Origin of the sequence: Corynebacterium bovis DSM 20582 = CIP 54.80 (genome assembly GCF_030408615.1) — a bacterium.
GTDB lineage: Bacteria > Actinomycetota > Actinomycetes > Mycobacteriales > Mycobacteriaceae > Corynebacterium > Corynebacterium bovis.
On record NZ_CP047187.1, the window covers coordinates 289,303 to 307,472 of the forward strand.

3 protein-coding genes are annotated in these 18,170 nt (G+C 65.4%); all 3 read left to right on the forward strand.

Going from position 1 to position 18,170, the window contains the following annotated elements:
- Positions 1 to 36 precede the first annotated feature (36 nt).
- The 3 genes from CBOVI_RS01025 (at position 37) to CBOVI_RS01035 (ending at position 17,887) form a co-directional block, all read left to right on the forward strand.
- On the forward strand, positions 37 to 6,378 hold the full coding sequence (locus CBOVI_RS01025) for a DUF7507 domain-containing protein (protein WP_183273694.1): 6,342 nt from the start codon (positions 37 to 39) through the stop codon (positions 6,376 to 6,378).
- A 1,079-nt stretch (positions 6,379 to 7,457) separates the two neighbouring features.
- Positions 7,458 to 15,644: a DUF7507 domain-containing protein gene (locus CBOVI_RS01030; RefSeq protein ID WP_183273695.1), complete on the forward strand. Its 8,187-nt coding sequence runs from the start codon at positions 7,458 to 7,460 to the stop codon at positions 15,642 to 15,644.
- A complete protein-coding gene (locus tag CBOVI_RS01035; RefSeq protein WP_010271291.1) occupies positions 15,641 to 17,887 on the forward strand; it encodes a DUF7507 domain-containing protein in 2,247 nt (748 codons plus the stop codon). Before CBOVI_RS01030 ends, CBOVI_RS01035 begins: the two co-directional genes overlap by 4 nt.
- Positions 17,888 to 18,170 lie beyond the last annotated feature (283 nt).

Genomic DNA, 18,170 nt, shown 5'->3' on the forward strand with positions numbered 1-18,170 from the left:
ACGGGGTTCGCTGCGGCCCTCACGGTCGGCGGCACCATGCCGGCCAACGCTGAGGTCCCCCGCACCCCGGACACCACCATTCTCGCCGCCGACGCGGCAGCGGCCCCGACGGACGCGGGGGCGGCCCCGGGCGGGGTAGCGTACGCGGACGACCCCGGCCAGAGCGCGGCCCCGGGGACGGCGCGCATCCGGATCACGGCCCGCGCGTTCACGGACAACCCGTGGGCGGCGCAGGCGCAGGACATCGCCGCACAGTCGCCGGACGCACGGTACAGCCAGGGCATCACCTTTGAACTGTGGTCGGCGATCGAGGACCGCCGGGACATCTGGCTCCCGACGAACGACTACCCGCAGGGGGAGCTCCCCAGCTATCCCCGTAACCCCAACAGGCTGGCCCTCGACGCCATCGAGAACGCCGGTCCGCAGCAGAGGATCGACGCGGACTGGGCGCGCTGCACGACCGACGCGGACGGGCGGTGCGACATCGTCGTGCCGCGGGACGGCCTCAACAAGCGGTACTTCGTCAGGCAGATCAGCGACGCGCCGGGTGCCTTCCACACGGATGACCTCACCTGGGCGACGTCGAACCAGCGTGTCCGCGTGAGCCTGCCCGGTCTCACCGGCAAACTCCAGCCGGGTCGCGTGTACACGTCGCCGGCGCCGAGGACGTATCTCGCCCAGGTACCGACCGCCCGGCGTGACGCCCGTGGGTCCTTCGGCGCCGCGGCGCAGTCGATCGTGAACCCGCCGTTGGACACGACGCAGGTCTGTGAGCAGCCGGCATCGGGGCCGACGATCGCCCTCGTCCTCGACACCACCGGGTCGATCTCTCTGTCGCGAGCCGAGGGAACCCTCCGCGACGCGGTGTACGGTCCGGGCGGATTCCTCGAGAACCTCAAGGGGACGGGGGTGAAGATCGCCTCCTTCAGCTTCGCGACCGTCTCCCCGGGCAGCGAGCGGGAGAACGACCCCGAGCCGTTGAACATCGACACGGACTACGACACGATCGTCGCCCGTATTCGTGACCGCCAGCTCAACAGGATCGAAGGGCTGACGAACTGGGAGGACGGCCTCCGGGCCGTCGACGAGAACAACGCCAAGTACAAGTACGACGAAGTGATCTTCGTGACCGACGGTGACCCGAACCGGTGGAGCAACAACCCGAAGGTTGACGTCGGCACCGACGGCTCCGTCCGTGGTGTCGAGGCGGCCGTCTACCGGGCGAACCGTATCAAGGAGGCGGGCACCCGGATCGTCACGATCGGCGCCGGGTTCGCCGAGACGGACACGACCTGGGACGGGGAGGGCAACCTCAAGGCGATCAGCGGGGCCGTCAACGGGGCGGACTACTTCGCGACGAAGTGGACGGACCTGGCGCAGACCCTGCGGGCGCTGGCCGGTCAGTTCCAGTGCCCCACGCCGATCAGCGTGAAGAAGACCATCGTCGACGGGACGGGGGCCGAGCTCCCGGACCAGAGCGCGGCGAACGACTGGGCCGTGGACGTCCGGGTCGACAACCTCGCCGGCTTCGTGGACAACGGCCGGGGGAAGAACCCGTCAAAGTTCCCGCTCGCGACCCTCACCCCGAACGCGGACGCCACCGACGACAGCGACGTCGACACCTCCGCGGCGGTGATCCGCGACAGCGGCCGCACGGCCGGGGACACCCACACCGCCCGCTGGGCGCTGTCGTTCAACGCCGGCCAGAAGGAGAACGCCCACGGTGACGTGACCCTCTCCGAGAAGACCGACTCGAAGCCGGGCTACCGGTTCGTCCCGGGCCGGACGGTCGACGGGAAGACGGTCGGCTCCCACTACCGGATCTTCGACAGGTCCACGGGGAAGACCGTGGGCCGGGACGTCCTCATCACGTCGCCGACGCAGACGATCCCGAACGTCACCTGGGGCCAGGGGGTGGAGGCCGTGTTCGCCAACACCCCTGAGCCGAAGATCAGCGTCGCCAAGACCGCGAAGACGAACGAGGTCACCGTCGGCACCGACGGGACCTTCACCGCCGAGTACACGGTGACCGTGACGAACACCGCCGACCACACCGCGGTGGCCGAGCCGGTCGGGGACCGTCCGCAGCTGCCCGAGGGGTGGACGGTCCGGAGCGTCAGCGTCGACGGCGAGGAGCGCACCGCCGGCGGTGACGGCACCTACCCCGTCGCCCGTGACCTCGTGCTCGACGGCCACGCGACGAAGGAGTACACCGTGGCCGTCACGGGCCTCGCCCCGAAGGAGTTCACCGACGGCCGGACCCCGGAGCAGTGCTCCGCGGAGAACCCGCAGGGCGGCGTGCGCAACACCGTCACCATGGGCGGGGACACCGACGGCGACGGCAACAACGCCGCGTGCGTCACCGTGATCCCGCCCGCGCCGGGCAGGCCGACGGTGACGAAGACGTTGGACTCCGTGAACCGGAAGGACGACGGCACCGCGACCGCGACCTACACCGTGACCGTGACCGGGGACGCCCAGCGCCCGTCGTGGTACACGCTCGCCGACCGCCCGTCGTTCGCGCCGAACGTCACGATCGACGGCTGGACCGTCACCGCGGGTGCAGGGACGCCGGAGGTCACGCCCGCGATCAACGGGCCGTACACGGATCCCGGCACGATCGTCGGCACCGACGCGAAGATCGACGCGGGGGCGACCCACACCTACACCGTCGAGTTCCGGCTCAGCGGGCTGAAGGATGTCCCCACGGCGAACGTCGTGTGTACCCCGGGCGAGGACGCCCCCGGCCACGGCCTGTTCAACGAGGCGACCCTCACCGCAGGAACGAAGGAGCAGACCGCCGACGCCTGTGGTCCGGTGCCCGCCATCCCGGGTGCCCTGAAGATCGTCAAGAAGATCAAGGGGAATGACGCCAACGACGCTCCGGGTGTCGAGGTTGCTCCGGGTGAGGACATGCCTGTCACCTACGAGGTGACGAACACGGGCGAGCTGCCGGTCTTCGACGTCACCGTGACCGACAAGATCACCACCGAGGGTGACAAGGTTGTCGACGGCATCACCGTGTCTGACGAGGAGAGGCCGAAGGCCGAGAAGCTCAACCGGGGGGAGACCGTCACGTTCACCGCGACGATCAAGGCCCCGGCGACGGGTGGGACCCTGCACACGGATCTCGCCCAGGCCCACGGCCGGCCGGCCGACCCGAACGACCCGACGACCGTCGACGAGAACGTGACCGATCACACCGTGAACTCGAACGAGGATCCGGCGAATGCGACGACCTCGGCGCATGACGGGCTGACGATCGTCAAGAAGATCAACGGTGACAACGCCAACGACGCTCCTGGTGCGTCGGTTGACCCGGGTGCGGACATGAATGTCACCTATGAGGTGACGAACACGGGTAACCGCCCGGTGTTCAACGTGACCGTGGCCGACAAGATCACCACTGAGGGCGACAAGGCCGTCGAGGGCATCACCGCGTCTGATCCGGAGAAGGCCAAGCGCCTGAACCCGAAAGAGACGGTGACGTTCACCGCGACGATCAAGGCGCCGGCCACCGGTGGGACCCTGCACACGGATCTGGCGCAGGCTCATGGTGTGCCGCCGAAGCCGGGTACGCCGAATGAGCCGGGTGATCCGAACGATCCGAAGAGCCCGCCGGTGAACTCGAACGAGGATCCGGCGAATGCGACGACGAAGCCCAAGGATGGGCTGACGATCGTCAAGAAGATCAAGGGCAATGACGCCAACGACGCTCCTGGTGTTGAGGTTGAGCCGGGTGAGGACATGCCTGTCACCTATGAGGTGACGAACACGGGTAACCGTCCGGTGTTCAACGTCAATGTCACGGACAAGATCACCACTGAGGGTGACAAGGCCGTGACGAACATCACCGCGGATGATCGGGCGAAGGCTGCGAAGCTCGACCCGGGCCAGACCGTGACGTTCAGCGCGACGATCAAGGCCCCGGCCACCGGTGGGACCCAGCACACGGACCTGGCGCAGGCTCATGGTGTGCCGCCGAAGCCGGGTAAGCCGAATGAGCCGGGTGATCCGAATGATCCGAAGAGCCCGCCGGTGAACTCGAATGAGGATCCGGGTAATGCGACGACGAAGCCCAAGGATGGGCTGACGATCGTCAAGAAGATCAAGGGGAATGACGCCAACGACGCTCCTGGTGTTGAGGTTGAGCCGGGTGAGGACATGCCTGTCACCTATGAGGTGACGAACACGGGTAACCGTCCGGTGTTCAACGTCAATGTCACGGACAAGATCACCACTGAGGGTGACAAGGCCGTGACGAACATCACCGCGGATGATCGGGCGAAGGCTGCGAAGCTCGACCCGGGCCAGACGGTGACGTTCACCGCGAAGGTCAAGGCGCCGGCCACCGGTGGGACCCTGCACACGGATCTGGCGCAGGCTCATGGTGTGCCGCCGAAGCCGGGTAAGCCGAATGAGCCGGGTGATCCGAACGATCCGCAGACTCCGCCGGTGAACTCGAATGAGGATCCGGCGAATGCGACGACGAACCCCAAGGATGGGCTGACGATCGTCAAGAAGATCAACGGCAATGACGCCAACGACGCTCCTGGTGTGGAGGTTAACCCGGGTGAGGACATGCCTGTCACCTATGAGGTGACGAGCACGGGTAACCGTCCGGTGTTCAACGTCAATGTCACGGACAAGATCACCACTGAGGGTGACAAGGCCGTGACGAACATCACCGCGGATGATCGGGCGAAGGCTGCGAAGCTGAACCCGAAGGAGACGGTGACGTTCAGTGCGACGGTCAAGGCGCCGGCCACGGGTGGGACGCTGCACACGGATCTGGCGCAGGCTCATGGTGTGCCGCCGAAGCCGGGGAAGCCGAATGAGCCAGATGATCCGAAGGATCCGCAGACCCCGCCGGTGAACTCGAATGAGGATCCGGCGAATGCGACGACGAACCCCAAGGATGGGCTGACGATCGTCAAGAAGATCAACGGCAATGACGCCAACGACGCTCCTGGTGTGGAGGTTAACCCGGGTGCGGACATGAATGTCACCTATGAGGTGACGAACACGGGTAACCGTCCGGTGTTCAACGTGACCGTGGCCGACAAGATCACCACTGAGGGTGACAAGGCTGTGACGGACATCAAGCCGTCTGATGCGGCGAAGGCTGCGAAGCTGAACCCGAAGGAGACGGTGACGTTCACCGCGACGATCAAGGCGCCGGCCACCGGTGGGACGCTGCACACGGATAAGGCGACCGCTCATGGTGTGCCGCCGAAGCCGGGGAAGCCGAATGAGCCAGATGATCCGAAGGATCCGCAGACCCCGCCGGTGAACTCGAATGAGGATCCGGCGAATGCGACGACGAACCCCAAGGATGGGCTGACGATCGTCAAGAAGATCAACGGCAATGACGCCAACGACGCTCCTGGTGTGACCGTGGAGCCGGGTGCGGACATGAATGTCACCTATGAGGTGACGAACACGGGTAACCGTCCGGTGTTCAACGTCAATGTCACGGACAAGATCACCACTGAGGGCGACAAGGCCGTGACGAACATCACCGCGGATGATCGGGCGAAGGCTGCGAAGCTGAACCCGAAGGAGACGGTGACGTTCACCGCGACGATCAAGGCGCCGGCCACGGGTGGGACGCTGCACACGGATAAGGCGACCGCTCATGGTGTGCCGCCGAAGCCGGGGAAGCCGAATGAGCCGGGTGATCCGAACGATCCGCAGACTCCGCCGGTGAACTCGAACGAGGACCCGGCGAATGCGACGACGAAGACGCCTGCCGAGACGTCGTCCTCGACCCCGCCGGCTCCGCCGGCGGTCACGAGCACGACGGAGCCGCCTACCTCGTCCACCGAGCCGGCCCCGTCGACCTCGTCGACCGAGCCGCGTCCGACGACCACGGAGCCGACGACCTCGACGACCGAGCCCAGCCCGTCGGCCCCGGCGACGTCCTCGACTGAGCCGAGTGCCACGACCTCGGTGCCGCCCGCACCGACGACGCCGGTGACCCCGCCGCCGACCGGGAGCATCCCGTTCCTGCCGCTGATCCCGCTGCTGATCCCGCCGATCCCGCTGCCGGTCCCGCCGGCTCCGGTGATGCCGCCGGCCCCGCCGGTGCCCGGCACCGTGACGCAGCAGGTTCCGGTTCCGCCGGCGACGCGGACGCCGGGCGCTCCGGAGCCCGGTGTGCCGACGCCGCCCACGACGGTCACCCCGGGTGTCGCCGGGGACCGTGCCCCGGGTGCTGCGCAGCCCAGCGAGGCAGGCCGCCAGGGTGTCCTGGCGAAGACCGGTGTCAGCGCCGGTCTCGGGTACGCCCTCCTGGCGGGCCTGGTGCTCCTCGTCGCCGGTGGCGTGTTCGTCATCGCGGGTCTCCGTCGCCGACAGGAAGGAGACCGCTCCTGATGCGTGACCCGGCCGTGTGACACGGCCAGGCCCGACGGCCGTCACCCTTCTCCACGCGGGGAGGGGTGACGGCCGTCGTCGTGGGTGGGGGCTGGGTGACCGGCGGTACCTGAGGGCCGGTGGCGGTGGTACCGGGTAGGAGGTTGCGGCGCCGGTCACGTCCGGTGGCTGTGTGGGTGGCGACGTACACCGTCGCTGCTGGTTACGGGGGTGCGGTTGCTCTCGCTGTTGTCGTGTTGTCGCCCGGGCGCGGCCGTCGTGCACGGTGGTGTGGGTGGTGGGGAAGGAGGGCTGCGCGGAGGTGATGTGCGCGGGGCGACGGCAACGTTGACAGGTCTTCAGCCGGGGGCGGGGGTAGGTGGAGACGGGGAGTCTCTGGACGACTCATGACAGTTGGGGGTGCCAGGAAAAGCGGTGCAGATGATTCTGATAGTGGAACTGCACTGATGATGTACTTCCGTATGGGGTCCGGTCATCGGCCGGGGGGTGGCGATAAATTCATCGGTACGAATCCAATTTTAGAGCGGGGGGAGGCTTTGTTTCGACCTGTGTAGATAAGGTGCTCCGATAACTGAATTCCTGGGAATTATGTCTGCCGACCGTGGTGCATCTGTGCTGTTCATGGCCGTTAAGTGGGAAGATTATGAAACAAAAAGGGAAGCGACGGTTCGTAATACCGTCGCGGGCGTTCTATGTCCCGTTTGCATCTGTCTCGAAGCTACTTATATTTACACGTGGCTTACTCTGTGCAGCCCTGCGGCGAAGTGCTTCAGGAGGTGTGCATGAGGGGCTATGTCACCAAAGGAAGGTTTGAGACTATGTCGTGGACTGCACACCGCAGGCGACGCTCAGACTCGGGGCCACCGGAGAAGAATGTCCGGTACAGGACCCTGAAGTCTGTGTTCGCCGTGGGGTTCGCCGCGACCCTCGCCGTCGGCACAGCCGTGCCTGCGAACGCCGAGGGACAGCGAGCGCCACGTGCACCGCAAGGGATTGAGGACGCCGTCCTCAGCCAGTTGCGTGATGCAAACACCACCACCCTGGCCGCTGCGGCGGACGGGAAGAGCGCAGGGAAGGAGGTGAAGAATCCGGTCATGTACGCCGCCGCGGGGGAATCCGCCCCGGCGGGCACGGCGATCCTCCGGATCAACGCCCGGGCGTTCTCCGACAATCCGTGGGAGGCACCGAAGCGCGCGACCGCGGCACAGTCCACGGACTACCGCTACTCCAGCGGCCTGAAGTTCGAGCTCTGGACGGCCGACTCCGATGAGGATGACGCTCAGGAGAAGGGCGCGAAGGAGAAGGTCAACGCGGACTGGGCGAGCTGTACGACCAACGACCAGGGCACGTGTGACATCGTCATCCCGCAGTCGCACCTGAACAAGCGGTACGCCGTGAAGCAGGTCAACGACGCCCAGGGCTCGTTCCACATGGACTACTTCAACTGGGGCGACCACGGCAACGCGAAAAACCGGCACAACGCCCCGTACCCGGGGTACACCGTGCGGGTGCAGTCCGGGAAGGTCTACTCCTTCCCGCTGACCAGCGACATCGATGATGACCGCCGGTCCTTCGGTGCCGCTGCCCAGTCCCTGGACAACCCGCCGCTGGAGGCCGCGCGAACCTGCTACCCGCGTGGCCCGCGGATCGCGCTGGTCATGGACACCACGCTCTCCATCGAGGACAGCGGGAACAAGAACAACCTGCGCAATGCGGTCTACGGCCCGGACGGCTTCGTCGACAACCTCCTGGGAACCGGCGCGGAGATCGCGTCGTTCAGCTTCGCTGAGCTCTCCCCCGGGGATGACCAGCAGAACTTCCCGGAGCCCCTGAATGTGGACACGGACGCCGAGAAGATCAAGAAGCAGATCCGTGAGCACAACCTCAACAACTTCGACGACGCGACCAGCTGGGAGCAGGGTCTCGCTGCCGTCTACGAGGCGAACAAGCAGTACCACTACGACGAGGTCATCTTCATCACCGACGGTGACCCGAACCACTGGAGCCGTCAGGTTGAGGGCCCGAACAACGACGGTAGCGTCCGGGCCATCGAGGCCGGCATCTACCGCGCGAACCTCATCAAGGCGATGGGCACGCGCATCGTCACGATCGGCGCCGGCTGGGCGGCCAACCCCGGCCAGACCGACAGCTCCAACCAGCTGAAGGCCGTCAGTGGCCCGGTCAGCGGCCTGGACTACTTCGCGACGGACTGGGGCCGCCTGGCCGAGAGTCTCCGCTACGCGGGTAACCAGATCACCTGTCAGACGGGCGTCAACGCCAAGAAGGTGATCGTCGACGCGGCGGGTAAGCCCGTCGCCGATCAGTCCCCGGCGAAGGACTGGGCGATTGACATCTCCGCAGAGAACTTCGCGGGCACGGTCGACAACGGGCGCGGCGAGAACCCGGCGAATCTTCCGCTGGCTGCTCTGAACCCGAACAACGACACGGACGACAGTGCGAACCCCCTGGTCCTGAAGGACCAGGAGCGGACCACCGGTGACGACAACATCGCGCACTGGGGCATCAGCTACTACGCGCGCGACCGTAAGGACGCCCACAGCGACGTCACCCTCGCCGAGAAGACGGACTCCAAGCCCGGCTTCAAGTTCGTCCCCGGAAAGATGGTCAACGGGGAGCCGACCGGCTCCTACTACAAGATCATCGACCGGACGACGCGGCAGCCCGTGGGGGATCCGGTGATGATCACCTCGCCGTCGCAGAAGATCCAGAACGTCCAGCGTGGACAGACGGTGGAGGCGGTCTTCGCCAACACCCCGGAGGCGAACTTCAGCGTCGAGAAGACCGCGAAGACCAAGCGCATCACCGCAGGGTCCGACGGAACCTTCACCGCGGAGTTCACCGTGACCGTCACGAACAGCAGCAAGGTGGCCGGGACGTCACCGTCGGTGAACGACCGGCCGGTGGAGGACAGCGACTTCGTGGCCGACACCGTGATGGTCGACGGCCACCAGGTCGAGGTCGGTGACGGTGGAACCTACGAAGTCACCCCGGGTGTTCCGCTTGAGCCGGGTGGAAAGAAGACCTTCACCGTGACGTTGAAGGGCCGGACCCCGCCGGGCTTCCTCGAGAACCAGCGCCCGGCCGAATGTACGCCGGAGAATCCCGACGGCGTGCGCAACGGTGTGGAGATGTCCGGCGACACGGACGGCAACGCGAACAACGAGGCGTGTGTCTCGGTTGATCCGCCGAAGCCGGGTGCCCTGGCGATCATCAAGAAGATCAACGGGGACGACGCCAACAACGCCCCCGGTGTGTCCGTTGAGGTCGGTCAGGACATGAACGTCACCTACGAGGTGACGAACACCGGTGGCATGCCGGTGTACAAGGTGACCGTCGCCGACAAGATCACCACTGAGGGTGACAAGGCTGTTGAGAACATCACCGCGGATGATCAGGCGAAGGCTGCGAAGCTCGACCCGGGCCAGACCGTGACGTTCAGCACGAAGGTCAAGGCCCCGGCGACCGGTGGCACCCTGCACACCGACGTGGCGAAGGCCCACGGTGTGGCCACTGACCCGAAGAACCCGAACGCCCCCGGGCAGAATGCGCCGCAGGTCGAGTCCAACGAGGACCCGGCGAATGCGACGACGAAGCCCAAGGATGGGCTGACGATCGTCAAGAAGATCAACGGCAATGACGCCAACGACGCTCCTGGTGTTGAGGTTGAGCCGGGTGAGGACATGCCTGTCACCTATGAGGTGACGAACACGGGTAACCGTCCGGTGTTCAACGTCAATGTCACGGACAAGATCACCACTGAGGGTGACAAGGCCGTGACGAACATCACCGCGGATGATCGGGCGAAGGCTGCGAAGCTCGACCCGGGCCAGACGGTGACGTTCAGTGCGACGATCAAGGCGCCGGCCACCGGTGGGACGCTGCACACGGATCTGGCGCAGGCTCATGGTGTGCCGCCGAAGCCGGGTAAGCCGAATGAGCCGGGTGATCCGAACGATCCGCAGACTCCGCCGGTGAACTCGAACGAGGATCCGGCGAATGCGACGACGAAGTCTCAGGATGGGCTGACGATCGTCAAGAAGATCAACAACGCCGATGCCAATGAGGCTCCTGGTGTTGAGGTTGAGCCGGGTGAGGACATGCCTGTCACCTATGAGGTGACGAGCACGGGTAACCGTCCGGTGTTCAACGTCAATGTCACGGACAAGATCACCACTGAGGGTGACAAGGCCGTGACGAACATCACCGCGGATGATCGGGCGAAGGCTGCGAAGCTCGACCCGGGCCAGACGGTGACGTTCAGTGCGACGGTCAAGGCGCCGGCCACCGGTGGGACGCTGCACACGGATCTGGCGCAGGCTCATGGTGTGCCGCCGAAGCCGGGTAAGCCGAATGAGCCAGATGATCCGAAGGATCCGCAGACCCCGCCGGTGAACTCGAATGAGGATCCGGCGAATGCGACGACGAACCCCAAGGATGGGCTGACGATCGTCAAGAAGATCAACGGCAATGACGCCAACGACGCTCCTGGTGTGGAGGTTAACCCGGGTGCGGACATGAATGTCACCTATGAGGTGACGAACACGGGTAACCGTCCGGTGTTCAACGTGACCGTGGCCGACAAGATCACCACTGAGGGTGACAAGGCTGTGACGGACATCAAGCCGTCTGATGCGGCGAAGGCTGCGAAGCTGAACCCGAAGGAGACGGTGACGTTCACCGCGACGATCAAGGCGCCGGCCACCGGTGGGACGCTGCACACGGATAAGGCGACCGCTCATGGTGTGCCGCCGAAGCCGGGGAAGCCGAATGAGCCAGATGATCCGAAGGATCCGCAGACCCCGCCGGTGAACTCGAATGAGGATCCGGCGAATGCGACGACGAACCCCAAGGATGGGCTGACGATCGTCAAGAAGATCAACGGCAATGACGCCAACGACGCTCCTGGTGTGACCGTGGAGCCGGGTGCGGACATGAATGTCACCTATGAGGTGACGAACACGGGTAACCGTCCGGTGTTCAACGTCAATGTCACGGACAAGATCACCACTGAGGGCGACAAGGCCGTGACGAACATCACCGCGGATGATCGGGCGAAGGCTGCGAAGCTGAACCCGAAGGAGACGGTGACGTTCACCGCGACGATCAAGGCGCCGGCCACCGGTGGGACGCTGCACACGGATAAGGCGACCGCTCATGGTGTGCCGCCGAAGCCGGGGAAGCCGAATGAGCCAGATGATCCGAAGGATCCGCAGACCCCGCCGGTGAACTCGAACGAGGACCCGGCGAATGCGACGACGAAGTCTCAGGATGGTCTGACGATCGTCAAGAAGATCAACGGGAATGACGCCAACGACGCTCCTGGTGTGTCGGTTAACCCGGGTGAGGACATGAATGTCACCTATGAGGTGACGAACACGGGTAACCGTCCGGTGTTCAACGTCACTGTCACGGACCGGGTGGAGTCGGAGAACAACGCTGAGGTGAAGAACATCGCCCCGGCGCAGGTTGATCGGGTTAATCCGGGTGAGACGGTGACGTTCACCGCGACGATCAAGGCGCCGGCCACCGGTGGGACGCTGCACACGGATAAGGCGAGCGCTCATGGTGTGCCGCCGAAGCCGGGTAAGCCGAATGAGCCGGGTGATCCGAATGATCCGAAGAGCCCGCCGGTGAATTCGCCGGAGGATCCGGCGAATGCGACGACGAAGCCCAAGGATGGGCTGAAGGTCGTCAAGAAGATCAACGGGGATGACGCGAATCAGGCTCCTGGTGTGTCGGTTGACTCGGATGCGGACATGAATGTCACCTATGAGGTGACGAACACGGGTGGCCGCCCGGTGTTCAACGTCAATGTCACGGACAAGATCATCACTGAGGGTGACACAGCTGTGACGAACATCACCGCGGATGATCGGGCGAAGGCTGCGAAGCTCGACCCGGGCCAGACGGTGACGTTCAGCGCGAAGGTCAAGGCGCCGGCCACCGGTGGGACGCTGCACACGGATCTGGCGCAGGCTCATGGTCTGCCGCCGAGTCCGACGAACCCGAATGAGCCGGGTGATCCGAATGATCCGAAGAGCCCGCCGGTGAATTCGCCGGAGGATCCGGCGAATGCGACGACGAAGCCCAAGGATGAGCTGAAGGTCGTCAAGAAGATCAACGGTGACGACGCCAACATCGAGCCTGGTGTTGCGGTCAAGCCGGGGTCTGACATGGATGTCACCTATGAGGTGACGAACACGGGTAACCGCCCGCTGTCCGATGTCACTGTGACCGACCGGATTGTGTCGGAGAACAACACTGAGGTGAAGGGCATCACCCCGGAGAAGGTCGATCAGCTGAAGCCGGGTGAGACGGTGACGTTTAAGGCGACGATCAAGGCGCCGGCTGCTGATGGTGTGAAGCACCACGATGTGGCCACCGCGCATGGTGTGCCGCCGAGCCCGAGTGAGCCGCCGAGCCCGACGGAGCCGAATAAGCCGGGTAACCCGCCGAGTTCGACTGAGCCGCCGAGCCCGTCTGAGCCGAACAAGCCTGGTGTTCCGCCGGTGAACTCGCCGGACGATCCTGGGTATGCTCACACCCCGCCGAAGGACAGCCTGAAGATCGTCAAGAAGATCAACGGTGATGACGCCAACACCAAGCCTGGTGTTGAGGTTGACGCGGGGTCTGACATGAAGATCACCTACGAGGTGACCAACGATGGTCAGCGTCCGGTGTTCAACGTCAGTGTCACCGACAAGATCACCTCGGAGAACAACGCTGAGGTGAAGGACATCACCACCGCAACGCCGGAGAAGGCTGCGAAGCTGAACCCGGGTGAGAAGGTGGAGTTCACCGCGACGATCAAGGCGCCGACTGCCGGTGGTGTTCTGCACACCGATGTGGCGAAGGCTCATGGTGTGCCGCCGAGCCCGGACGACCCGGAGAAGCCGGCTGAGCCGCCGAGTCCGGATGATCCGAACAAGCCTGCTGTTCCGCCGGTGGAGTCGAATGAGGATCCGGGTAATGCGACGACGAAGCCCAAGGATGGGCTGAAGGTCGTCAAGAAGATCAACGGTGACGACGCCAACGCCGAGCCTGGTGTTGAGGTTGCTCCGGGGTCTGACATGGATGTCACCTATGAGGTGACGAACACGGGTGACCGCCCGCTGTCCGATGTCAGTGTGACCGACCGGATTGTGTCGGAGAACAACACTGAGGTGAAGGGCATCACCCCGGAGAAGGTCGATCAGCTGAAGCCGGGTGAGACGGTGACGTTTAAGGCGACGATCAAGGCGCCGGCTGCTGATGGTGTGAAGCACCACGATGTGGCCACCGCGCATGGTGTGCCGCCGAGCCCGAGTGAGCCGCCGAGCCCGACGGAGCCGAATAAGCCGGGTAACCCGCCGAGTTCGACTGAGCCGCCGAGCCCGTCGGAGCCGGGTAAGCCCGGTGAGCCGCCGAGTCCGTCGGAGCCGAACAAGCCTGGTGTTCCGCCGGTGAATTCGCCGGAGGATCCTGGGTATGCTCACACCCCGCCGAAGGACAGCCTGAAGCTGGTCAAGAAGATCAACGGTGATGACGCCAACAACGCTCCCGGTGTGTCGGTTGAGCCGGGGTCTGACATGAAGATCACCTACGAGGTGACCAACGATGGTCAGCGTCCGGTGTTCAACGTCAGTGTCACCGACAAGATCACCTCGGAGAACAACGCTGAGGTGAAGAACATCACCACCGCAACGCCGGAGAAGGCTGCGAAGCTGAACCCGGGTGAGAAGGTGGAGTTCACCGCGACGATCAAGGCGCCGGAGGCGAGTAACAAGCTGCACACCGATGTGGCGAAGGCTTATGGTGTGCCGCCGAGCCCGAGTGAGCCGCCGAGCCCGACGGAGCCGGGTAAGCCGGGTAATCCGCCGAGTTCGACCGAGCCGCCGAGCCCGTCGGAGCCGGGTAAGCCGGGTAATCCGCCGAGCTCGACCGAGCCGCCGAGTCCGGATGATCCGAACAAGCCTGCTGTTCCGCCGGTGGAGTCGAATGAGGATCCGGGTAACGCGACGACGAAGCCCAAGGATGGGCTGAAGCTGGTCAAGAAGATCAACGGTGATGACGCCAACAACGCTCCTGGTGTGTCGGTTGAGCCGGGGTCTGACATGAAGGTGACCTATGAGGTGACGAACACGGGTGACCGCCCGGTGTTCAACGTCAGCGTCACGGACAAGATCACCACTGAGGGTGGCAAGGTTGTCGAGGGCATCACCGCGTCTGATCCGGAGAAGGCCAAGCAGCTGAATCCGAATGAGACGGTGGAGTTCACGGCGACGATTAAGGCGCCGGAGGCGGGTAACAAGCTGCACACCGATGTGGCGAAGGCTTATGGTGTGCCGCCGAGCCCGAGTGTGCCGCCGAGCCCGACGGAGCCGGGTAAGCCGGGTAATCCGCCGAGTTCGACCGAGCCGCCGAGCCCGTCGGAGCCGGGTAAGCCGGGTAACCCGCCGAGTTCGACCGAGCCGCCGAGCCCGTCGGAGCCGGGTAAGCCGGGTAATCCGCCGAGTTCGACCGAGCCGCCGAGTCCGGATGATCCGAACAAGCCTGCTGTTCCGCCGGTGGAGTCGAATGAGGATCCGGGTAATGCGACGACGAAGCCCAAGGATGGGCTGAAGGTCGTCAAGAAGATCAACGGTGACGACGCCAACGCCGAGCCTGGTGTTGAGGTTGCTCCGGGGTCTGACATGGATGTCACCTATGAGGTGACGAACACGGGTGACCGCCCGCTGTCCGATGTCAGTGTGACCGACCGGATTGTGTCGGAGAACAACACTGAGGTGAAGGGCATCACCCCGGAGAAGGTCGATCAGCTGAAGCCGGGTGAGACGGTGACGTTTAAGGCGACGATCAAGGCGCCGGCTGCTGATGGTGCGCAGCACCACGATGTGGCCACCGCGCATGGTGTGCCGCCGAGCCCGAGTGAGCCGCCGAGCCCGACGGAGCCGAATAAGCCGGGTAACCCGCCGAGTTCGACCGAGCCGCCGAGCCCGTCGGAGCCGGGTAAGCCGGGTACCCGCCGAGTTCGACTGAGCCGCCGAGTCCGTCGGAGCCGGGTAAGCCGGGTAATCCGCCGAGTTCGACCGAGCCGCCGAGTCCGTCGGAGCCGGGTAAGCCGGGTAATCCGCCGAGTTCGACCGAGCCGCCGAGTCCGTCGGAGCCGGGTAAGCCCGGTGAGCCGCCGAGCCCGTCTGAGCCGAACAAGCCTGGTGTCCCGCCGAGCCCGGAAGAGCCGAACAAGCCTGGTGTTCCGCCGGTGAATTCGCCGGAGGATCCCGGGTTCGCTCACACGACGCCGAAGGACAGCCTGAAGCTGGTCAAGAAGATCAACGGTGATGACGCCAACGCCGAGCCTGGTGTTGATGTCGCTCCGGGGTCGGACATGAAGATCACCTACGAGGTGACCAACGATGGTCAGCGTCCGGTGTTCAACGTCAACGTCACGGACAAGATCGTCTCGGAGAACAACGCTGAGGTGAAGGACATCACCGCGTCTGATCCGGAGAAGGCCAAGCGCCTGAACCCGGGTGAGACGGTGACGTTCACGGCGACGATCAAGGCGCCGGCTGCTAATGGTGTCCAGCACCACGATGTGGCGCAGGCTCATGGTGTGCCGCCGAGCCCGAACGATCCGGAGAAGCCGGCTGAGCCGCCGAGCCCGGATGAGCCGAACAAGCCTGGTGTTCCGCCGGTGGATTCGCCGGAGGACCCCGGGTTTGCCCGGACCACGCCGAAGGACAGCCTGAAGCTTCAGAAGCTCATCGGTGACGATGATGCGAATGAGGCTCCGGGTGTTGAGGTTGCCCCTGGCGCTGACATGAAGATCACCTACCGGGTGACGAACGATGGTCAGCGTCCGGTGTTCAACGTCAATGTCACCGACAAGATCGTCTCGGAGAACAACGCTGAGGTGAAGGACATCACCGCGTCTGATCCGGAGAAGGCCAAGCGTCTGAACCCGGGTGAGACGGTGGAGTTCACCGCGACGATCAAGGCGCCGGCTGCCGGTGGTGTCCAGCACCACGATGTGGCGCAGGCCCATGGTGTGCCGCCGAGCCCGAACGATCCGGAGAAGCCGGCTGAGCCGCCGAGCCCGGATGAGCCGAACAAGCCTGGTGTTCCGCCGGTGGATTCGCCGGAGGATCCCGGGTTCGCTCACACGACGCCGAAGGACGGCCTGAAGGTCGTCAAGAAGATCAACGGTGATGACGCCAACACCGCTCCTGGTGTCGAGGTCAAGCCGGGGTCTGACATGAACATCACCTACGAGGTGGAGAACACGGGTAACCGTCCGCTGTTCAACGTCTCTGTGGTCGACAGGATCGCGACCGACGGCAACGCCGAGGTCAAGGGCATCTCCCCGGCATCGGTGGAGAAGCTTGAGCCTGGTGCGAAGGTGACGTTCACGGCGACGGTGAAGGCTCCGGAGGGTGACAACAAGTGGCACGCGGATGTTGCCCGTGCCTACGGTGTCCCGCCGAGCCCGACGGACCCGTCGAAGCCGGGTGATCCGAACGATCCTCGGACCCCGCCGGTGAATTCGCCGGAGGATCCGGGTAACGCTCACACCCCGCCGCCGGCTGAGCCTCCGGCTCCGCCGAAGCGTGGTCTGAAGGTCGTGAAGAAGATCAACGGTGACGACGCCAACGTCGTGCCCGGTGTCGAGGTCAAGCCCGGCTCGGACATGAAGGTCACCTACGAGGTGACCAACACCGGTGACCAGGTGCTCAACGACGTCCGCGTCGTGGACCGCATCGTCACCGAGTCCGATGCTCCGGTTAAGGGCATCACCCCGGAGAAGGTCGACAGCCTGAAGCCCGGTGAGACCGTGGTCTTCACGGCGACGATCAAGGCGCCGCAGGCGTCGGCGACGGTGCACCATGATGTCGCGAAGGCGATCGGTGTGCCGCCGTCGGGTGGCAACAAGCCGCCGAGTGGTGGTGTCACGCCGCCTCCGGGTGGTCAGACCCCGCCGACCGGTGGTGTCACGCCGCCTCCGGGTGGTCAGACGCCGCCTCCGACGGGCGAGGTCACGCCGCCTCCGGGTGAGGGCACTCCGCCGCCGGTGGAGTCGCCGGAGGATCCGGGATTCGCTCACACGCCGCCGCCGGGTGACAAGACCCCGCCGCCGCCGGTGATCCCGATCATCCCGATCATCCCGATCCTGCCGCCGCTCCCGCCGGTTCCGCCGGCGCCGCCGGCTCCGCAGGTTCCGACCCCGCCGGTGCCGCCGGCTCCGAACCCGCCGGCTCCGCAGGTTCCGGCCCCGCCGGCTCCGCAGGTTCCGGCCCCGCCGGCTCCGAATGCTCCGGTGCCGCCGGCTCCTGCCCCGCAGGCGCCGACGCCGCCTGCCCCGGAGAACAACCGGGGTGGGGCGCTGGCCAAGACCGGTGTCAGTGCCGGCCTGGGTTACGCCCTGCTGGCTGGCCTGGTGCTGCTGGCTGCCGGTGCGGTGATGTTCGTCCTCGGACGGCGTCGCCGCTCGGAGGGAGGTGACCGCTGAGTCACTCCCCGGACAGGTCCCGGCCCCTGCGGGGGTCGGGGGTCTGTCACCTGAGGTGAGATAGCCCGACGCGGCCGTCGTTCCACTCCCTGTGGTCAGGGGGAGGAGCGGCGGCCGTTCGGCGTGGGTGGGGGAGCAGCACCGGTTCGGCGTGGGTGGGGGAGCAGCACCGGTTCGGCATGGGTGGGGGAGCGGTGCCGGTTCGGTCTGAGGGGCGGCGGCCGTTCGGTGTGGGTGGGACACCGGTGCCGGTTCGGCGTAGGAGGGGAGGGCGCCGCCTCCG

Coding starts and splice junctions, on each gene's coding strand:
- CBOVI_RS01025 (WP_183273694.1), top strand. CDS start 37: ATGCCGGCCAACGCTGAGGTCCCCCGCACCCCGGACACCACCATTCTC.